Origin of the sequence: Pseudomonas abyssi (assembly GCF_002307495.1) — a bacterium.
Lineage (GTDB): Bacteria > Pseudomonadota > Gammaproteobacteria > Pseudomonadales > Pseudomonadaceae > Halopseudomonas > Halopseudomonas abyssi.
In genome coordinates this window covers 127108-146483 of the sequence record NZ_NTMR01000019.1, presented here as the reverse complement: position 1 = coordinate 146483, position 19376 = coordinate 127108, and the positions used below count along the sequence as shown (strand labels likewise).

General features: G+C 61.1%; 17 protein-coding genes. 15 read left to right on the top strand and 2 right to left on the bottom strand.

The features are described from left to right. Positions 1 to 38 precede the first annotated feature (38 nt). The 12 genes from CNQ84_RS14785 (at position 39) to CNQ84_RS14740 (ending at position 14664) form a co-directional block, all read left to right on the top strand. Positions 39 to 989 carry an AraC family transcriptional regulator ligand-binding domain-containing protein gene (locus tag CNQ84_RS14785; protein ID WP_096005612.1) on the top strand — a complete coding sequence of 317 codons (951 nt, stop codon included), beginning with the start codon at positions 39 to 41 and terminating at the stop codon, positions 987 to 989. Between the two features lie 90 nt (positions 990 to 1079). Next, positions 1080 to 1277 (top strand): helix-turn-helix domain-containing protein, encoded by a 198-nt coding sequence (locus tag CNQ84_RS14780; protein ID WP_245841415.1) that lies wholly within the window; start codon positions 1080 to 1082, stop codon positions 1275 to 1277. Beyond that, complete coding sequence (locus CNQ84_RS14775; RefSeq protein WP_096005611.1) at positions 1274 to 4132, top strand: SNF2-related protein; 2859 nt, start codon at positions 1274 to 1276, stop codon at positions 4130 to 4132. Before CNQ84_RS14780 ends, CNQ84_RS14775 begins: the two co-directional genes overlap by 4 nt. Then, positions 4129 to 5376: an RNA-binding domain-containing protein gene (locus tag CNQ84_RS14770; RefSeq protein ID WP_096005610.1), complete on the top strand. Its 1248-nt coding sequence runs from the start codon at positions 4129 to 4131 to the stop codon at positions 5374 to 5376. Before CNQ84_RS14775 ends, CNQ84_RS14770 begins: the two co-directional genes overlap by 4 nt. After that, on the top strand, positions 5373 to 6779 hold the full coding sequence (locus CNQ84_RS14765) for a DUF6880 family protein (RefSeq protein WP_096005609.1): 1407 nt from the start codon (positions 5373 to 5375) through the stop codon (positions 6777 to 6779). Before CNQ84_RS14770 ends, CNQ84_RS14765 begins: the two co-directional genes overlap by 4 nt. A 170-nt stretch (positions 6780 to 6949) precedes the next feature. Next, on the top strand, positions 6950 to 7066 hold the full coding sequence (locus CNQ84_RS20805; protein WP_228246972.1) for a nucleotidyl transferase AbiEii/AbiGii toxin family protein: 117 nt from the start codon (positions 6950 to 6952) through the stop codon (positions 7064 to 7066). Positions 7067 to 7235: 169 nt separating this feature from the next. Next, a complete protein-coding gene (locus CNQ84_RS20800) occupies positions 7236 to 7505 on the top strand; it encodes a hypothetical protein (protein ID WP_245841414.1) in 270 nt (89 codons plus the stop codon). A gap of 18 nt (positions 7506 to 7523) precedes the next feature. After that, positions 7524 to 7739, top strand: a complete 216-nt coding sequence (locus CNQ84_RS20795) for a hypothetical protein (RefSeq protein WP_228246973.1) — start codon at positions 7524 to 7526, stop codon at positions 7737 to 7739. Then, positions 7736 to 9196 carry a DUF3375 domain-containing protein gene (locus CNQ84_RS14755; RefSeq protein WP_096005608.1) on the top strand — a complete coding sequence of 487 codons (1461 nt, stop codon included), beginning with the start codon at positions 7736 to 7738 and terminating at the stop codon, positions 9194 to 9196. Before CNQ84_RS20795 ends, CNQ84_RS14755 begins: the two co-directional genes overlap by 4 nt. Before the next feature lie 8 nt (positions 9197 to 9204). After that, positions 9205 to 10059: a DUF4194 domain-containing protein gene (locus tag CNQ84_RS14750; RefSeq protein ID WP_096005607.1), complete on the top strand. Its 855-nt coding sequence runs from the start codon at positions 9205 to 9207 to the stop codon at positions 10057 to 10059. Then, on the top strand, positions 10059 to 13433 hold the full coding sequence (locus CNQ84_RS14745; protein ID WP_096005606.1) for an ATP-binding protein: 3375 nt from the start codon (positions 10059 to 10061) through the stop codon (positions 13431 to 13433). The genes CNQ84_RS14750 and CNQ84_RS14745 overlap by 1 nt, the downstream gene beginning before the upstream one ends. Further along, positions 13426 to 14664, top strand: a complete 1239-nt coding sequence (locus CNQ84_RS14740; RefSeq protein WP_096005605.1) for a Wadjet anti-phage system protein JetD domain-containing protein — start codon at positions 13426 to 13428, stop codon at positions 14662 to 14664. The genes CNQ84_RS14745 and CNQ84_RS14740 overlap by 8 nt, the downstream gene beginning before the upstream one ends. On the opposite strand, the gene CNQ84_RS14735 is transcribed toward CNQ84_RS14740, so the two are convergent. Next, positions 14627 to 15298 (bottom strand): gamma-glutamyl-gamma-aminobutyrate hydrolase family protein, encoded by a 672-nt coding sequence (locus tag CNQ84_RS14735; RefSeq protein ID WP_096005604.1) that lies wholly within the window; start codon positions 15296 to 15298, stop codon positions 14627 to 14629. The two genes, CNQ84_RS14740 and CNQ84_RS14735, sit on opposite strands and share 38 nt — an antisense overlap. Then, positions 15295 to 16290 (bottom strand): amidoligase family protein, encoded by a 996-nt coding sequence (locus CNQ84_RS14730; RefSeq protein WP_096005603.1) that lies wholly within the window; start codon positions 16288 to 16290, stop codon positions 15295 to 15297. The genes CNQ84_RS14735 and CNQ84_RS14730 overlap by 4 nt, the downstream gene beginning before the upstream one ends. A 191-nt stretch (positions 16291 to 16481) precedes the next feature. Between CNQ84_RS14730 and CNQ84_RS20405 the strand changes: the two genes are divergently transcribed. From CNQ84_RS20405 to CNQ84_RS14715, 3 genes are all read left to right on the top strand, one after another. Then, a complete protein-coding gene (locus CNQ84_RS20405) occupies positions 16482 to 16670 on the top strand; it encodes a hypothetical protein (protein ID WP_118131527.1) in 189 nt (62 codons plus the stop codon). Between the two features lie 14 nt (positions 16671 to 16684). Beyond that, on the top strand, positions 16685 to 17338 hold the full coding sequence (locus tag CNQ84_RS14720) for a TetR family transcriptional regulator (protein ID WP_096005601.1): 654 nt from the start codon (positions 16685 to 16687) through the stop codon (positions 17336 to 17338). A 244-nt stretch (positions 17339 to 17582) separates the two neighbouring features. After that, on the top strand, positions 17583 to 19250 hold the full coding sequence (locus tag CNQ84_RS14715) for a BCCT family transporter (RefSeq protein WP_096005600.1): 1668 nt from the start codon (positions 17583 to 17585) through the stop codon (positions 19248 to 19250). Positions 19251 to 19376 lie beyond the last annotated feature (126 nt).

Here is a 19376-nt window from a genome sequence, read left to right as displayed (position 1 = left end):
CTTCCAGCCAATAAGAATCCAAATCGGATCGGTCCAACATGCGTGCAGAGGACAAAAACAGGGTTGAATCGGCCAAGGTGTCGATTCAGCGCTTTCATCACGGCCCACTTGGCAAGGTCTTGCAGCGTTTCCTGCACGAGCGTGGCGACCGTGACGATTTCGATCTGGTGGCGCTTGAGCAGCTCTGGCACAGGGCGGCAGAGCATGATCCGGCCATTGGCCTGCATCTGTTCTCGCTGTTTACTCCGCAGGACTGGCATGTGCTGGCCTGCCTTGGTTTCTACGCAGCCAACCCGCAGCAGTCGCTGGACTGCTGGGTACGCTACCAGTCACTGGCCTCGTCCATGGACTCGATCCGGTCGGTGAAGACCGACGGCATGACCGGGGTCAGCATTCGGGTGCATGCAGCAGCCGGGCTGGAGCGCTATCTGGTCGAGCACTACATGAATATGGCGGTAACCCAGATGCGGGCAGCGGCTCAGATCGCGCTGACGCCGGTACGGGTGTGTCTGCGTCACCGGAAACCGGACTATCACGAGGCCTATCGGCCGGTGCTGGGCGAGTGCGTGGAGTTTGCCGCTGCCGAGAATCAGTTGTGGTTTAGCGACGCGGACATGCAGCACGCCCATCCCGGTGCCAACCGGGCGATGTTTGAGCTGGTGTGTTGCGAGCTGGACCGACGCCTGGCGCAGCAGCAACAATTTGGCGGTACGGCCGGGCAGGTGGCGGCGCTGGTTCGTCGTGGTCTGCTGGACGGGGTGCAGGTGTCGCTGGAAGAGGTCGCGCCGGCTTTGCATCTGAGCACTCGAACATTGCGCCGACGTCTTCAGGATCAGGGCCTGAATTTTCGTCAGTTGCTGGACCTGGTGCGCGCCGAACTGGATCAGTACCTGGCCCTGCAGGGGCTGACCCGGGCGCAGATTGCGGACCGGCTGGGTTATGGTGACACCGCCGCCTACCTGCACGCGCGCAAGCGCTGGCAGAAATGATGCCCGGCGCCACGGCAGACGGTTGCACGCGGCAATGCTCTGGCCGATACTCCATTACCTGCTAAATACTGTTAAAAACCAGAGCCCACAGTGAACGACTCCAACCCCAGTCAAGTCATGACCCTAGACGAACTGGCGACCTATCTGAAGCTGCCCAAGTCCACCCTGTACAAACTGGTGCAGCAAGGCCGCGTGCCGGGGCAGAAGTTGGGCAAGCAATGGCGTTTTGGCCGCGCAGCAATTGACCGCTGGCTGGATGCTGAGCAGCAAGGCGGAGATCACAAGTGAGCGTTTTCACACCTTACCAAAGCGCCTACTTCGCCTACTGGCTGACTCAGACTGACCGGCTGGAAAATCAGGTATCTCGCACCATGGCCGCTGCGCGGGTTGACTTAAACCCGCACCAGATCGCGGCCGCCTGTTTCGCGCTCAAGTCGCCGCTGGCCAAGGGCGTGCTGTTGGCAGACGAAGTGGGGCTGGGGAAAACCATTGAGGCGAGTCTGGTCATCGCGCAAAAGTGGGCCGAATGCAAAAGGCGTATTCTGCTGGTGACCCCGGCGTCGCTGCGCAAGCAATGGAGCCAGGAGCTAGTCGACAAGTTCGAGCTGCCGTCTATCATTATCGACAGCAAGGTCGCGCGCGAGCAGCGCCAGCTGGGCCGCGTCAACCCCTTTGATCAGCCAGACCATATTGTCATTTGCTCTTACGAGTACGTGGCCGCGCAAAGAGATCGGGTAGGGCTGATTGATTGGCATCTGGTGGTGTTTGATGAAGCGCACAAGCTGCGCAACATCTATAACCCCAAAGGCAACAAACGCGCCAAGGACGTCGTGCGCGCCACTGCGCGCGCCGAATCGCGGGTGTTGCTGTCTGCCACGCCAATACAGAACAACCTGATGGAGCTGTATGGTCTGGCCAGCGTGATCGACCCGCATTACTTTGGCGACGCCAAGTCTTTTCGCAGCCTGTACGTTAACCGGCAAAAGAGCGGCGACGCACTGGACGACCTCAAGCAGCGCATTGAGCCGCTGTGCCACCGCACACTGCGTAAACAGGTACAGCAGGAAGGCGGCATTAACTTCACCAATCGTTATGCCATTACGCAGGACTTCACCCCGAATGAAGCCGAGTGGGAGCTCTACCAGAAGGTCTCCAGCTACCTGCAACGGCCCGATTTGCAGGCCATTTCCCAGCAGGCGCGGCATCTGGTTAGCATTGGCCTGCGCAAGATTCTGGCCTCCTCCAGCTTTGCCATCGCCGAGACGCTCAAGGGTATGGTTGAACGGCTGCGCGACCAACAATTGCTGACCGAAGATAGCCTTGGCGATTTGGAGGAAGCTGACGACTGGCTAGATCAGTTTGGTCAGGTTGATGGCGACCCAGAGCCGCCACCAGAGCAAGGCAAGCAGGCGCGTTTGGCCGAAGAGATCGCGCTGCTGAGTGAATACCAGCAGCTTGCTGCCAGCATCACCGATAATGCCAAGGGCGATGCTCTGCTGGTGGTGTTGCAGCGCGCGCTGCAGATGACCGAGAACTTGGGCGGGCAACGCAAGGCGGTGATCTTCACCGAGTCCTGTCGTACCCAGCAGTATCTGGACCGTCACCTGCAGGCCCACGGTTACGCCGGCCGTACCGTGTTGCTCAATGGCAGCAACAGCGACAGCAGTTCCAAACAGACTTACCAGGCCTGGCTTCAGCGCCATGCCGGCAGCGGTCGCATCAGCGGCTCGCGTCCTGCCGATATGAAGGCTGCGTTGGTTGAGCATTTCAAGAGCGACCAGGCCGACATTTTGATCTCCACCGAGGCGGGTGGGGAAGGTATCAACCTGCAGTTCTGCTCAGTGCTGATCAACTACGACCTACCGTGGAACCCGCAAAAGGTCGAGCAGCGCATTGGCCGCGTGCACCGTTACGGGCAAAAGCACGATGTGGTGGTGGTCAACTTCGTTAACCGCAAAAATCCTGCCGATCAGCGAGTGTTCCAATTGCTGAACGACAAGCTCAAGCTGTTTGAAGGAGTGTTTGGCGCCTCCGACGAGATTCTTGGCGCTATTGCCGACGATATCGACATTGAACGGCGTATCTACGATATCTATCAGCACTGCCGTACCGACGCCGAGATTGAGGCCCATTTCGACCAGCTGCAAAGCGACATGGAGGCGATTCTCCAGGTGCGTGAAGAGCATGCTCGGCAAACCCTGTTAAGTCATTTTGACCGTGACGTCGTTGCCGCCCTGAAGAATACGCGCGACAGCAGCCAGGACTTTCTCTCCAGCCACGAGCAGGTGCTGCTGGACTTGGCCCGCGCCGAGCTGCCGGGGGCGCAGGTTGAGCGTAACCATTTTGTCTATCAGGGGCAGCGCTTTGACCTCAGTTGGCCGTTGGTGCAGGCTAACGATTCCGAGTTTTTCCGCCTGCAAACCACCGAACATTATCTGGCCTGGGAGCTGGTTAAGCGCGCCAAGGCGCGTCCGCTACTTGATGCTCATCTGGTGTTTGACTACGCAGACCTCCAGGCGGGGCAGTTTGCCGCGCTGCGTCCTCTGATCGGTCACAGTGGGCTCTTGCAGCTGGTGCAATTGACCTTCACCTTTGCCAATACCCAGCGTCGGCACCTGCTGGCGCTTGCCGTCTCTGACAACGGTGAGGTGCTCAGCCGCGAAAATGCCGAGCACTTGCTGTGCGTGCCTGCCCGCATAGACAGCGCCCCGGTGCAGTTGGATACCCGGGTTTTTCAGCCGCTATTGGAAGAGGCCGTGGCCGAGCAGCAGGCGCTTACCGAGCAGCAACTGGCAACCTACTTTGAGCAGGAGACGACCAAGCTCGAACGTTGGGCTGAAGATCGTCGCCAAGCGCTGTCGCTACGCGTGCAGGAGCTGGATGAAGAGATCAGAGCCTACAAGAAACAGGCTCGGCAGCTCGCCTCCACCGCTGAGAAGGTGCAGGCCAAAAAGGGCTTGCGCAGTCTGGAGCGTCAGCGCGATGACGCCCTGACCGAATACCACGAAGCAAGAAAGCAGATTGAACAGCAGGAAGATGCCTTGCTTGACGAGATCAGCGGCAAGCTGGAACTAGACACCCAAACCACTACCCTGTTCAGCATCCGCTGGACACTGACCGACCACTCGCAGGTAAGCGCATGACCAAAACGGACTTGGCCAGAGAGCTGCTGTTTCATATACGCCTGGGTGAAGACTCCAGCATCGAATTCAAACAGGTGGTGTGCGATGGCACACGTATTATCGGCCCGCATAAGGACAAGATGGCGCTTGAGATTGCCGCCTTTGCCAACAGCCAGGGTGGGCGCATCGTGCTGGGCGTGGATGACAAAACTCGTGAGGTGCTGGGCATTGCTGACGAGCAAGTGGCCAGAGTGGAGGAGTGGGTGGTCACACTCAGCCAGCAGGCCATCAACCCGCCGGTGCCCCTGCACACACGTTTGCTGCAATTGCCGGATCGGGCGGGCATGGCGAAAACGGTTATTTATGTTGAGATTCCCCGAAGCATCATGGTGCACGCCAGCAATGGGCGCTATTACCAACGCGTTGGATCCACCAAGCAAGAGATGAAACCCGAGGTGCTGATGCGCCTGTTTCAACAGCGCAGTCAGTCGCGGCTGATTCGCTTTGATGAAACCCTGGTACCCGCGACCACCCTGGATGACCTCGACCGCAGCTTATTGCAGCGTTTCCTGCGCGCCGACACCCCAGAAGCCGACCAATTGCGCAAGCTGCACCTGAGCGCTAGCGAGCACGGCCAGCTTGGCCTGTCTATCAGCGGCGTATTGCTGCTGACGCCAAACCCGACCCAGTGGCTCGGTAATGCCTATGTGCAGTGCGTGTGCTACAGCGGCACCGAGCGCGATGCTCATGACCAGTTGGACGCCGCTGACTGCACCGGCCCGCTGGACCAGCAAATCAACGATGCCCTGGCCTTTGTGCGTAAAAACATGCGTCTGGCGGCCACAAAAACCATCGGCCGACAGGACCTGCCCCAATACGATCTGGGTGCGGTGTTTGAAGCCATCGTCAACGCCGTCGCGCACCGCGATTACTCCATGACCGGACGGCGCATCCGCCTGCACATGTTTGCCGACCGCCTGGAGCTTTACAGCCCCGGCGCTCTGCCCAATAGCCTGAGCCTGGATGGTCTGATGGAAAACACCGTCACCCGCAATGAAACCATCGTCAACTTGCTCAGCCGTTACTACAACGCCCGCGAAGAAGCGGGGCGCCAGGCGCTGATTGAGCGCCGTGGTGAGGGCGTGCCCAAAATCATCAAAGCCAGCGAAGCGCTTAGTGGTAAACGACCGGAATATCGGCTGGTCGATGATGACGAGCTACTGCTGATCATCTATGCCGCCAGCAAGGATGTTCAGGACGAATGAGCATTGTCAAACAACTGCGCGCTATGCCAACGCCAGCATTGATTGCTCTGGTGGATGACCTGTATGGCCGTAATGCCGATATCGACAAGACCATCGAGAAGCACCTGGGGCAGCAGAGAGATGCACCGGAGCCGCTGCCGAATCTGCTGCCCTATTTGCAAAGGCAGGTCAGTCAGGTGACCAGCAGTCATGAGTTTATTGATTACCACATCGCCCCCAGTTTTGCTCAACGGCTTGAGCAATTGTTGGTGGATATCTGCGAGCTGGCCGACGCGGATGCGGACCAAGCGCTGGCATTGCTTGATCAGTTGCTGGAACGCCATAGCGATATGGTTGAGCGGGTCGATGACTCCGACGGTTGCTTGGGCGAGGTGCTGGGCACCGCGGTGGAATTCTGGCTAGAGGTTGCCAGCAACTTGCGCCGCCAGCAGCCGCAAGCCCGCGATTGGGTCGCCGCTGTCTGCGCCCTGTATGACAACAATGACTACGGTTGCTTTGATGACTTGCTGAGGTTCAGTCACACCCTGCTGACCCCGCAGGAACTGCACTCTCTGGCAGCCGGCTTTACCCAGACCGCCCGCAGCGCAATCGCCACCCACAAAGGTGATGATTACAATCACCAGGCCGCTGATGCCTGTATCGGCTTGCGTTCGGTCGCAGAGGCATTGGGGGACATCGATCTTTATGAGCAGGCAATCCTGCTCACTAACCCGCAGCCTAACCCACTGCAACTGCAACAGCTGGTCGAGTTTGCCCTGCGTATCAACGCTCTGGAGCAGGCTGAGCACTGGTTGCAGCAGCCCCAGTGGCAGGCTGATCTGCGCCGTAAGACGCAACTGCACAACCAATTGCTCAAGCTTCAGGGTAACCTGGACCAGCTCAAGCACAACCTGCTGCAGACATACCAGCAAAGCCCCAGCCTGTTTAATCTTGAAGCCTACTGGGAGTATGCCGACCCCGCTGAGCGGCAAGCTCTGAGCCAGCAGATCAAGCAGCAGCTCAGCGCTGAGAGTGACCCCAGTGCAACTATCCAGACGCTGCTGTTTATTGATGCGGTGGACTTGGCTGCCGAGCATCTGATTGCCCAGCATGCTCGCCTGCAAGGCTGCTGGTACGGCACGCTGCTCAATTGGCTGGAGCACTTTGAGATTGCCGGGCAAACGCTGGCCAGCATTGTTTGCTACCGACTGTTGCTAAACGACCTGCTCGACCGTGGTTACAGCAAGGCCTACCACCATGGCGCACGCTACTTTCGTGACCTCCTTGAGCTGGACAAGACGCAGCCCGATTACCGTGGCTTGGAGAACGCTCAGTGCTATATCGCCACTTTGCAAAGTAAGCACTGGCGCAAGCGCTCCTTCTGGGAGGCTGCCGGCCACCCGAACAAAGCCCTAGCCCGCTGATTGGCACCCGCCAACACGGAATACCTGCAATCACCTATGGACAAGGGCATGCCTAACATCCTGCATGGCGCCTCCCTTGATATCAGGTGATCGCTTGAATCCAACTTACTGCATCACCTTGCCGGCGGTTCTGGATCAGCAACTGGTATGCCGAGAGTGTTCAATTACTTGTGGATATCCTGCCGCTGTTGGCCTGTGAAGCAAGCTTTGCCCTCAAGGGTGGGACGGCTATCAATCTCTTTGAGCATTACTTGCCGCGCCTGTCGGTGGGTATTGACCTGACCTGACTGCCCACTGGCGACTATGAGGATGATTCGCGGGAGCTTAAGCCTGCCCTGGAGCAACTTGCCAAGGGGCTGGCGGACGCGTCATTGCGCCTGCGGGTGGAAACATCGGCTACGCGAAGCATCAGAAGGATAATGTGATTAATCGCCAGCCGATCTTTATGTCGGCAAGATGGCTACCGCGCTATCTCGACAGCGTCCGCGTGACGTGTTTGACCTCGGGGCCATGCTGCAAGACCATGCAGTCGGCGAGCAGCTATGGGGCACCTTTCTGGTGTATCTTACCTGCAGCCCAAAACCGGCTTGGAAATTGCCGGAGCCGATTGATCCGCCTGATTTTGACGCAATCATTGTGTCGCATTTCAATGGCATGAGCACACAACCCATCAGGGTTGGCGCCCAGCTGAAAAAACGCGAACGGCTTCTGGCATGCATGGCGTAGTGGCTGGATACCGACTCAATGGCCTTTATTGACTCCATGGAAAGCGAACGCCCCGAGTTTGCTCTGATCGGCTTGCCGCAGGCCCTGGCGCTACCCGCTGTACAGGGAAAGCTGCGCAACCTGCGGCGGCGTTCTGTGGCGAAGCACGCGGTGGATCGGCTACAGCATGATGAGATCCTGGCGCGGATAAAGTCGCGCTCTGACAGCTTGCCCGGAGGTAAGCCGACCCTATGAGTTTTCACGAACTGCAAGCACGCTTTCGTCGGCTGTACGGTGAAAGCGCTGCGTGGAAGCTGCTGCGGGCCGATAATGCGCCCTATGTCTTGGCGTTTATCGCCGACCTGTTCAGCGAGGAAGGTGAGGTGCCGTTCAGCCGTGCGCGAGTGCGGCTGGATGCCGAGATAGAGCGCTTGCGTGAATTGGGTCAGTGGCAGACCGAAACGCCGGCCGGTACCTACCTCAATCAGTGGATTGCCGCCGGCTGGCTGCGCGAGTTGGATGATCAACTGAGCAAGACCGATGCCTGCGAAACCGCGCTGCGTTTTAGTCGTAGCCTGGATGAGCGCAGTACCGGCACCAGCGCATCGCACCTGCGTATTGTGCAGGAAGCCGTGCGTGATCTGGCCGTGGCGATCAGCCCGAATGTGGATGAGCGCGTTACCTTGCTGGAGCAGCGTAAGGCGGAGCTGCAGCGCGAGATTGATGAGCTCAAGGCCGGCGTGGTGCGTGAGCTAAGCGAGCAGCAGCAGCGCGAGCGTATTCGCGAGGTCTACCAGTTGGCCTCGGTGCTGACCGGGGACTTTCGCCGGGTCGAGGATGAAATTCGCCAGTTGGATAAAGACCTGCGCGTGCAGTTGATTGAGGGCGGTAATACCCGGGGTGAGGTGTTGTTGTCGGTGATGGAGCGCGAAGCGCTGCTGGCGGCGACTGACGCGGGCAGCGCCTTCGAGGGCTTCTTCCAGCTGCTCTGTGATCACAACCGCTATACCGAACTGAGTGAGCAGTTGCGCAGTATTCTGGCGCGCCCCATCGCCCAGCAACTGACCGCCGCGCAGCAACAGTTTCTGGCGCAGTTGATGCGTGAACTGAGCCGTGAGAGCGAGCGTGTGTTTCAGGTACGGCGGCGCACAGAGGAAGGGCTGCGCGCGTACATTGAAAGCGGCGCAGCGAGTGAGAACCGCGCGGTAGAGCAATTGCTGGCGCAATTGGAGAAGGCCGCTGTGATCCTGCGCGATGGCGGTTGCAGCCTGCGCAGCGAGACTCGGCTCGATCTGCCTGTCGGTGCGCTGACGCTGTTCTCGCCAGACAGCCTGCGCTTGCGCAGCCCGGACGAGAAACTCGATACACGGGGTGTGCAGGCGCAGACCAATAGCCGTGAGCCAAGTGCGCAGATACTGCAGAGTCTGGAGTCGGTGCGCGTGCGCGAGGTGGCAGAAAAGGTGTATCTGGCGCTCTGCCAGCGCGGCCCGCAGACCATCGCGGGGTTGCTTGAGGTGTTGCCGGTTCAGGCCGGTCTGGAGGAGTTGGTGGCCTACGTGCGGGTGGCCAAGGCGGTCAACGCGGCCACCCTGGAGCGCAGTGAACAGGTCATCATTGTTGATCGCAGCGGCGCGCAGCTACGGGCAACTGTCCCGGCGCTGTTGCTGAGCGCGGAGTTGTTCCCGGACAATCTGGATGAATTGGTGCTGTAGGAGCAGGTATGGCAGAGTATGACGGCGAGGGCGGCGCGGATAACAGCTTTTTCAGTATGGTCAGTGGCGTGCCGCTGCAGCAGGCTCGGCCCGAGGCAGAGCAGGCTGGCAGCGCCGAGACCGATGAAGCAGAGATAAGCGAGAGCAGCGCCGAAGACACAGGTGATGGCGCCGAGATGCCCCATGAGGCGCGCCGGGTGCTGGTCTACCTGATGCGCCAGGGCGCTATCATCGCGGCGCAAAAGGGCAAGTTGTACGAGGCCTTGTGTCGCCATCAGGGCGTGATTCGCCGCCATCTGGCCGAAGTGTATCTGCGTCTTGTGTTGGATGAGCGCGCGGGTCTGGGTTTTGTGGCTCGCTTTGATAGCGACGATGAAGCGGGTGACGAGTCAGACAGCGAAAACGACAATGACAGCACCGAGTCTTTTGTTTCGCTGATCACCCGGCGCACCCTGTCACTGTACGACACCTTGTTGCTGTTGGTGCTGCGCCGCCATTATCAGGAGCGAGAGGCTGCCGGGGAGCAGAAGATTACCGTGGACATTGAGCGGCTGGAGTCCTATCTCACGCCCTTTTTGCCGCTGACCAATCACGCCAGCGCCGACCGCAGAAAGCTCAATGGCGCGGTGAAAAACATGAAAGACCGCAAACTGCTGGCGCCGCTGCGTGGCAGTGACGACCGCTTTGAAATCACCCCGCTGATTCGCTATGTGGTGGATGCCGCCTTCCTTGAAACCATGCTGGCCGAGTATCAGCGGCTGGCCGCTGAGGATGAGATTGCGCTGCCGGCCCCACCGGTCAAGCCGTCAAATACACCCGCCCCCACTGCCAGCCAGGGTGACCTGCTGGGAGGCAATGACTGATGAGGGATAACGCAACGAGCGCAGCGGAGCTATTCCAGCACGGGCAGATTCGGCTCAGCGAGCTGACAGTCTACAACTGGGGCTCCTTTGACGGGCTGCACAGCGCCAGTATTGACCCCTTCGGCACGCTGATCACTGGGGACAACGGCGCAGGCAAGTCCACCTTTGTTGATGGCCTGATGGCGCTGCTGTTGCCCGCGGGCAAGGCCACATTCAACGTGGCGGCAGCCCAGGGCGACCGCGCTGACCGCACTTTGCTGTCTTATATGCGCGGTAGTTTCGGCGCGGCCCACGAGGGCGCCGGTACGCGGGTTAAAAGCAAACGGGAAAAGGCCGTAGTGACCGGCCTGCGGGCGCTTTACCGCGCCGATGACGGCGCCGAGATTACTCTGGCAGCGCTGTTCTGGACCACACAAGCCAGCAACGCACTGAGCGATGTCAGCCGGGTGTACGTGGTGGCCAAGCGCAATTTGGCGCTCAAGGACATGCTTGATGCCTTTGGCGAGGGCAATGCCAGGCAGCTCAAGCAGTGGTTGCGTGATGACCCGCGCATCACCTGTTGTGACGAACACTTTGCCGAGTACCAGGAGCTCTACCGCAAACTGCTGCACATGGATAACCGCAATGCCCCGGCGCTGCTGTCACGGGCGCTGGGTCTGAAAAAGATTGATGACCTGACCCGCCTGATCCGCGAGCTGGTGCTGGAACCCAGCGCCGTGCGTGAGGACGCGCGCGAGGTGGTCGACGAGTTTGCCGATCTGGTGGCCATTCATGACCGTCTGAGCGATGCCCGCGCCCAAGTTGAACATTTACAGCGCTTGCCCGAACTCGCCGCCAGCATTCAGCGCGCGGAGCAGGCACTGCAGCAGCTCTGGCTGGAGAAGCATGACCTGCGTAGCTACTTTGCCGAGGCGCAGGCGCAGCTGTGGGCCAAGCGTATTGCTGTCGTTGAGGCGGAGTTGGCTGGGGTGACGCGGCAGCTCGAGGCGGCTCAGCGGGCCCTGGACGACGCTGCTCAGCAGGCCGAGGGTCGGCATGAGGCCTATCTGCAACACGGCGGTAATCAGGTCGAGGCGCTGCGCAAGGAGCTGGTGCATGCTGAAGCTCGCTTGAGGGATATTGCCCGCAAGGCGTCGCAGTATCAGCAGGACATGCGCGCGCTGGGTTTGCCGGAGGCTTTGCAGCAAAGCCAGTTTGTCGAAAACCAGCGCCAGGCTGACAGCGCCTTGCAGGCTATCGACCAAAGCCGCGAAGACAGCCAGAACCGCTTTGCCGAGGCCAGTGGCCAGTTGAGTCAGGCGCAGCAGCAATTACGCGAGACGGTTGAGCAGATCCGCGAGATCGAAGCGCGGCCCAATTCCAATATCGAGCCGGCCTACCAGCGCCTGCGTGATGAACTGGTTGCGGCGCTAGAGTTGGATGCTGAGCAGTTAGTGTTTATCGGCGAACTGCTCGATGTGAAGGATGAAGAAACGGCCTGGCAGGGCGCTATCGAGCGCGCGCTGGGTGGCCTACGCACCACGCTGCTGGTGCCCGCGCAGGGCTATTCGATGGTTACCCGTTGGCTGAATGCGCGGCATACCGGCCTGCATGTTCGGGTGCAGGTGGTGCGCTCGGCGGGTTCAACTGCGCCGCCGTCGTTCTGGGATGACGGTTTTTTACGCAAGTTGGTCTGGCGTCAGCACCCCTACCGCGACTGGCTCAAGCAGCACCTGAGCCGGCATGACCTGCACTGCGTAGATAGCACCGAGTCGCTGGACGCCACGCCTTTTTCGACCACCCGTGAAGGTCTGGTGCAACGCGAGCACGGTCGTTTCGAGAAGAAGGACCAGGCGCGGGTGGATGACCGTCGGCGCTGGTGCCTTGGGTTTTCCAATACCGCGCGCCTGGCGCTGCTGAATGGCGAGCGAACCCACCTGCAGAGCAGTGTTGGCACCCTGGAGCGCGAGTTAGCAACGGCACGCACGGCAATGGACGAGGTGGCCGGCCGACAACGCGTGCTTGAGCGGGTGCTGGCTTATCACTGGGATGAGCTCGATGCGCCCTACTGGGAAGGGCGTCAGAGCACGCTGAAGAGCGAACTGCAAGCGCTGGAGTCCGCCGATGGCGACCTGGCCAAGGCGCTGGCACGCTGGCAGCAGGCAAAGGATGAGCATGCCAACTGCGGGCGGCGGCTCGGTGAGCTGCAGCAGGCCAAGGGCAAGGTACAGGGCCAGTTGGAAAGTGCGCAAAAGGCTCATGCGCAGGCCGCCGAACTGGCCGCTCAAGGTGTTAGCGACGAGGGGCGTGCCTTGCTGGCGCAGCGCGTCGGCGCTGTCACCCTGGAAGACGGTGAGCGGCAGGCGGCGGTAGAGCGCGAACTGGACCGGTTGATCGAGATCGAGCATGGGCGCAAGGGCACTGCTGAGAATACTGCCAACGGCATCATGGGTGGCTTTCGCCTGAAGGATCAATGGGCGTCCTTGGTGGTTGACTGGCCGACAGGGCTGGCTGGGCTGGAAGACTTTCTCACGCATTTGCAGGCATTGCAGCGCGAGGGGCTGCCGGCGCTGGTGGAACAATTCCGCGAGCGCCTCAACCGCCATGCCACCCAATCGCTGGCGCGTATCCGCAACAAGCTGGACGCCGAGCGTGAGCAGATTCTGGAACGCATACAAACCATCAACGCAGTACTGCGGCGTACCGAGTTCAAGGCCGGCAGTCACCTGCGGTTGGGCTCGCGACGCGAGCAGTATCCGCATGTGCAGGACTTTCAGCGCAAGCTCAACCGGGCGCTCAGCCAGATCAACAGTGATGAGCACGAACGGCGTTTTCAGGCCCTGTCCGAGGTAGTGGCGATACTCGACAAGGCCAGCGCCACTGGTACCGCTGGTACCTTGGAAAGCCTGCGTCTGTTGGACCCGCGCTATCAGATGACCTTTTACGCCGAGGAGGTCGACAGCGTCACCGAGGATGTGCGTGACGTGCTCAACTCCTCCAGCGGTAAATCCGGTGGCGAGAAAGAATCGTTTGCCGGCATGGTGGTGGCGGCCAGTCTGGCTTACGTGCTGACGCCCGACGGCCATGACAAGCCGGTTTACTGCACGGTGTTTCTCGACGAGGCCTTCTCCAATACCGCCGAGTCGGTCAGCCGGCGCGTTCTGCGGGTTTTCCGCGAGCTGCACATTCACGTCAACCTGATCACACCCTACAAGAACCTTAACCTCGCCAGAGAATCGGCCCGTTCACTGCTGATTGCCGAGCGCGACGCGGATAGCCACGAGAGCCACCTGTGCGAGCTGACCTGGGAGGAGATTGACCAGCGCATGGCGCAGGCACGTGAGGCTCACTTGCAAGACCAAGCCGCTGAGCTGGGTGTGCAGGTCGATGGCTGAGCCGCGCTGGGGGCTGTTACCTGCACAGGCCTTGGCGCTGCTGCAGCGCCGTGAGTGGGACAACCGGCGGCGTCTCAAGGCGCGACTGACAGGTGAGTTACCGTTTCCCGCCAAGATTCCTCTGAGGCCGCCTAAAGGCTCGGCGGCACTGGGTGAGCTGGCGCATTTCAATGCTTTTGTGCAGGCGTGGCGTGACTTCGCCCTGCCGCACGCGGTGTGCTGGGGCAAGACGACCTATCGACACTTGGGTAACCAGCCGGTGCCCACCCATCTGGTTGCACAGGACCCGGCCATGCTAGCCCGTTTGCTTGGCCCGGCGGCTGAGCAGGCCTTACAGGGTTGGCAGCAGCGCATCAGCCGGTGCCTGTCGGTGGCATGGCTGCAGGACGCTACGTTGCAACGCTCGATGTTTGCGCTGCTGGTCAGTCAACTGGAGGAGCTGGAGCGCCTGAGCGATAACGATCTGGAGCTGCTGCTTGCGCTACTGCCTCAGCTACGCCCTGGCATGGGCGGGGGCGCTTATTTGCGTGCCCTGCCGCTGGTGCAGGTGGACACCAAGTTTGTCGAGCAGCACCAGCGCCTTATCGAACTGATGCTGGATGTGCTGCAGCAGGGCGCGATCAGCGACGCAGGCGGGCTGTTGAGCTGGCTCAATTGTCAGGCCAATCCACGCGGCTGGCTGTGGGTGCGTCCGCTGTGCGAGTCCAGTCGCGCGGCGCTGGGCGGTCTACCGCTGCTTCAGTTGTCGACCGACACTCTGCTGACAACGGCGCTGCCCGCCGGTCGCATTCTGGTGGTAGAGAACGTGCAGTCCGGCCTGGGCTTGCCGGCGCTGGATGATTGCATTGCGGTGTTCGGCGGCGGCAAGAATCTGAGCTGGCTACAGGCCGAATGGTTGCAGAGCAAACAGGTGGCCTACTGGGGCGATATCGACTCTGAAGGCCTGACCATGCTTGCTGACGCCAGAACCAAACTTCCGAATATCGAGCCGCTGCTGATGGACCAACAGACCCTGTTGCAGCATCAGGCGCGCATGGTGCCTGAGCCTGCCTCTGTTGTAGCTGAGCCGGCAGCGCTGACCGCTACCGAAGCGCAGCTGTTCCGCGATTTGCGTGCTGGCCGGTTTGGCCTGGCGCGGCTGGAGCAGGAGCGGCTGGCGCCAGACTGGGTGTGTGCGGTGTTGGAGGAGTGGACTACCCCAGCTCCCGCGCGGCCGACACCAGTGCCTTGAACAGCCGGCGCTGGCTCGGCAGAAACAGCAAAAACTCCGGATGCCACTGCACGCCCATGACAAAGCGTCGGCCAGGTGCTTCGATGGCCTGGGTGATCTGATCGAGGTCGCGGGCGCTGACTACCAGCCCTTCGCCAAGCTGGTTGATTGCCTGGTTGTGCAGGCTGTTGATGCGCGCGCGTTGCACGCCCAGCAGTCGCGCCAGGTGGCTGCCGGCGTCCACGCAGAGGGTCTTCAAGGGCAGGATGGTGCGTCGCTTGGAGGTCAGTTTGCGGCGCGAGCGCAGATCCTGAAACAGGTTGCCGCCGCAGCGTACGTTAAGCAGCTGGGCTCCCCGGCAGATGCCCAGCAGCGGCAGGCCGCGGCTCAGGGCGTCATCAATGACCGCGGCTTCGAGGGCGTCGCGCGCGGTGTCGTAGCGCGGTTTGACCTCGGGTTCGGCGGCGTAGAGCACGGGGTCGACGTCGTGCCCGCCAGTGACTACCACGCCTTCATAGGTGGGTAGCTTGCGCTCATCGCCGGGCCCCAGCTGGACCGGGACGCCGCCGTAGTAGCGGATCGCGCGGGCGACCAGAAAGCGCGGCCCAAAGGCGCCGCGTCGGGGGCCGGTAATGGCAATGCGCGGGCGTTTCATTGGGCGTCGCTGCTGAGCCAGTCGCGTTCCACCTGCCTTGGCCAGCTCTCCAGCAGCCGGCCAAGGCCCTGGTGCAGCCATTGCTGATAGGCCTCGCAGCAGCGTTGCAGGCGTTCGCGGTCGCAGGCCAGCCGCTCAATCTGCAGCCAGTCGTTCCAGGCGGGGGTCATGTCCCATCCTGGCTCGTCGATGCGGCAATCGGGCAGGCGGTAGTGAAAGGTCGGCCGCGCCTTGATCAGCGGGTCCGGTGCGCGGGCCAGCACCCGTTGTTCATCCAGGTGACGAAACAGCGGCAGCATGTCCAGGGCGCGGTTGCGGGTCGGATTGTGCTCCAGATAGTCATCAATCAGCCGCGCCTGGTCGGGCCAGTATTCGGGCGTGGTGACGCGCTTGACGTAGGCGGCCGGAAACGGGTCGACATAGGTGGTGATGCGCCGCGCCAGGTTCACCTCTGTGCGCTCGGCCAGCCAGTCGTACAGGCACAGGAATGCCTTCAGGTAGGCGGTGATGGTATCGGCGCGGTCATCCGGAATCTCCGGGTTGAACTGCATGCCAAAGGCATTGGTCAGGCGGTCGCCGGTGCCCTTGGCGCCAGCCTCGCGCAGACGAGTAATCAGTGCGTTGACCTCATCCAGCCGGTTCAGTGGCAGCGGTGGGCTGACCAGTTCGGCGGGTACCAGCGCCTCGGCTACCCAGATAAGCGCGTCTTCGGCGGAACTCATCAGCTCGGCCGAGCGCGGGTCTTCCGGACGGGGTTTGCGGCCAAGGCGTTTGACCAGGCTGGAGTCCAGCTCGACCACCCAGTCGCCGGCGTCGTCGCCGGTCAGGCGGCGCTCGTAGCGACCGGGCTTTTCGATCTGGTAATGGCCGTCGCCGGCGACCAGCCGGCTCAGGCTGTCGATATCGATGCCGTTCATTTCCAGCTCGATGCCTACGCGGCGCAAGGCGCCGTCGCTGGTGCGGGTACGTGGTGGCATGACGAGGGTGGACATAGGGGCCTGTCTCCTGCGGCGTGAGCAGCGACGCGTCGACGGGCATGCTGCACTTGGGTGCATACCCGGCGCGTCGCTGGTGTAGAATCCTTTGGCAAGCGCTGGCCTTGCGGGGCTCCGCCCAGAGTGCCAGAGGGCATGCGGCGTCAATCAGCACTTCCTTAACAACCTTTTTTGCACACAGGTATGACATGAGCAAGCTTTCGGAGTTTCGCGCCGCTGAGCGTGAGTTGGCCGCGCAGTTGGAGCACCTTGAAAAACTCAAGCAGGACAGCGGGTTGCAGAAGGAGCTGGCGTTTAATGAGGAGCTTAAGGCGTTGATGGACAGTTACGCGATGACGCCCCGTCAGGTGCTGTCTATCCTGCGCTCGGCGCGATAAGCCCACCCTCCCTCATGAGCGTCGACCCGCCGGGCAAACGAGCTCTATTGGATGCTGCCGAGCGTTTGGCTTCCAGCAGCCGCTGCCTGACCAGTCTGGGCTTGCGCGAACTGGCCCGCGAAGCCGGGCTAAATCCCAATACCTTCTACCGGCACTTTCGCGATATGGAAGACCTTGGCCTGCAGCTGCTGCGCCAGTCCAAGGACGAGCTGCGAGCGGCACTGCGGGCTCTGCGCCGGCAGGCTGCCGGGACGGTGGAGCAGGGCGCAGGTGAAGTCGGCGTCAGCAAGGGGCGCGCGGTGTGCCGTCAGACCCTGCGTCTGTACTTCGATTATGTGCATGCTAACCGGGCGCGCGTGCTGATTGCCGTGCGCGAGCTGCACGGCCCTTCGCAGGTGCTGCGCACCGAGCTGCAACGGCAGATGGACGAGTTTGCCGATGACATGGCCCAGGACATCCATGAACTGGGCCTGATGCCTCCCCAGGTGCCGGCTCTGCAGGTCCGTCGGATAGCCGGCATGGTCAATCGCAACATGTTGTTCCAGTCCCTGGATTATCTGGGTGAGCCGGCCCGGCGCAGCGAAATTCTGGCGCTGGCCGAGGAACAGGTGATGATGTTGTTTACCGGCGCTGTCACCTTGCAACTGCGCGGGGATCTGCGTTCCTGAGCGCCGCTGCCTGGGGGCGGCAATTTCACTAATGCCCGGCAACTGGCTATCATTAGCGCGCGTCGACTGAAAAACACAGTGACTGAATCTGTCTTTTTGGGCTAACAACAATGTCGCCGCCGCGCGCCCAAAGGGGCGCTCTCGCGTCCCCTCGGGGACTCATTTTGGTGTCCCGTCTCGCTGTGCGGTTCGGCTGACACGTCACCGGGCTTACTGCCCGCACTGAAGTATCGGAGCATCTCAGATGGCGAAAGAACCATTGAATGAGCACGACCCCGCGGCCTCTCAGGCCCCCCACGATGGCATCCCGGCGCCGACCGGCGACGCCAACCTGATCGACACCGACTATGTGATTGGTCAGGACAACATTTCCGGCAATTTTGTTTTCAGCCTGGATATTCACGGCAAGGTATTCACCATCTCGGCACTGGCTGTGGTGCTGTTCGTGGTGTTGACCCTGGCACTGCAAGCCGAAGTGGCACCGCTGTTCTCGGCCCTGCGCGACTGGCTGACTGGCAACCTGGCGTGGTTTTTTATCGGCGCCGCCAATATATTCGTGATCCTCTGCCTTGGCCTGATTGTGTCACCGCTGGGCAAGGTGCGCATCGGTGGTATGGAAGCCAAACCTGACTATGGCTACCTTGGCTGGTTTGCCATGCTGTTTGCCGCCGGTATGGGTATCGGCCTGATGTTCTACGGCGTATCCGAGCCGATGTCGCATTTCTCTTCTTCGCTCGGCGGTGTGACCGTAGGCGACGACGGACTGCGTACCGACTGGGCACCGCTCGGCGCGGCTGCTGGCGACGCTGAGGCGGCCCGTCGTCTTGGTATGTCGGCAACCATCTTCCACTGGGGCCTGCACCCTTGGGCAATCTACGCCGTGGTTGCACTGGCGTTGGCGCTGTTTTCCTTCAACAAGGGCCTGCCGCTGACCATTCGTTCGATTTTCTACCCGATTCTGGGCGAGCGCGTCTGGGGCTGGCCGGGGCATATCATCGACACCCTCGCGGTGTTTGCCACCCTGTTTGGTCTGGCGACCTCGCTTGGTTTTGGCGCCGAGCAGGCGACCGCCGGGTTGCACTATCTGTTCGATATCGGCACCGGTAACGTGACCAAGGTGCTGCTGATTGTCGGCATCACCGGCCTGGCATTGCTGTCGGTGGTTGCCGGTCTGGACAAGGGGGTCAAGCGCCTGTCCGAGATCAACATGGTGCTGGCCATCTTGCTGATGGGCTTCGTCATCATTGTTGGTCCGACGGTGGCGATTGCCACGGGCTTCTTTGACAACCTGCTGGCTTATGTCACCAACCTGCCGGCGCTGTCCAACCCGATAGGCCGTGAAGATGCCAACTTTACCCAGGGCTGGACTGCCTTCTACTGGGCCTGGTGGATCAGCTGGTCGCCCTTTGTCGGCATGTTCATCGCCCGCGTCAGCCGTGGCCGTACCGTGCGTGAGTTCCTGATTGCCGTACTGCTGGTGCCTTCAGTGGTGTCGGTACTGTGGATGACGGCTTTTGGCGGTACCGCGATCGGTCAGTTTGTCGCTGACGGTTTCACCGGCGTACAGGACGCGGCACTCGAGCTGAAGCTGTTCGTGATGCTGGGTGAGCTGCCGCTGACCGCCATTACCTCCTTTGTCGGTATCGTGCTGGTGATCGTGTTCTTCGTCACCTCCTCGGACTCCGGCTCGCTGGTCATCGATACCATCACCGCCGGCGGCAAGGTCAATGCGCCTGTGCCGCAGCGCGTGTTCTGGGTGATTGGTGAAGGTGTGGTCGCCATTGCGCTGCTGTTGGGCGGTGGCCTGGCAGCGTTGCAGGCCATGGCGGTATCCACCGGGCTGCCGTTCACCATCGTCCTGCTGGTCGGTTGTATCGCCATCATCAAGGGCTTGATGAGCGAACCGCGTTAAGTCTGGTTGCGTGACAGAAGGGTCGCACCGCTCCGGCGTGCGACCCTTTTTTGTTTCCGGTTATGCTGCGGCGACGGGCAGGGTAGGATAGCCACCTGCCTGCGCAGCCCGGCACATCAAGGGGCC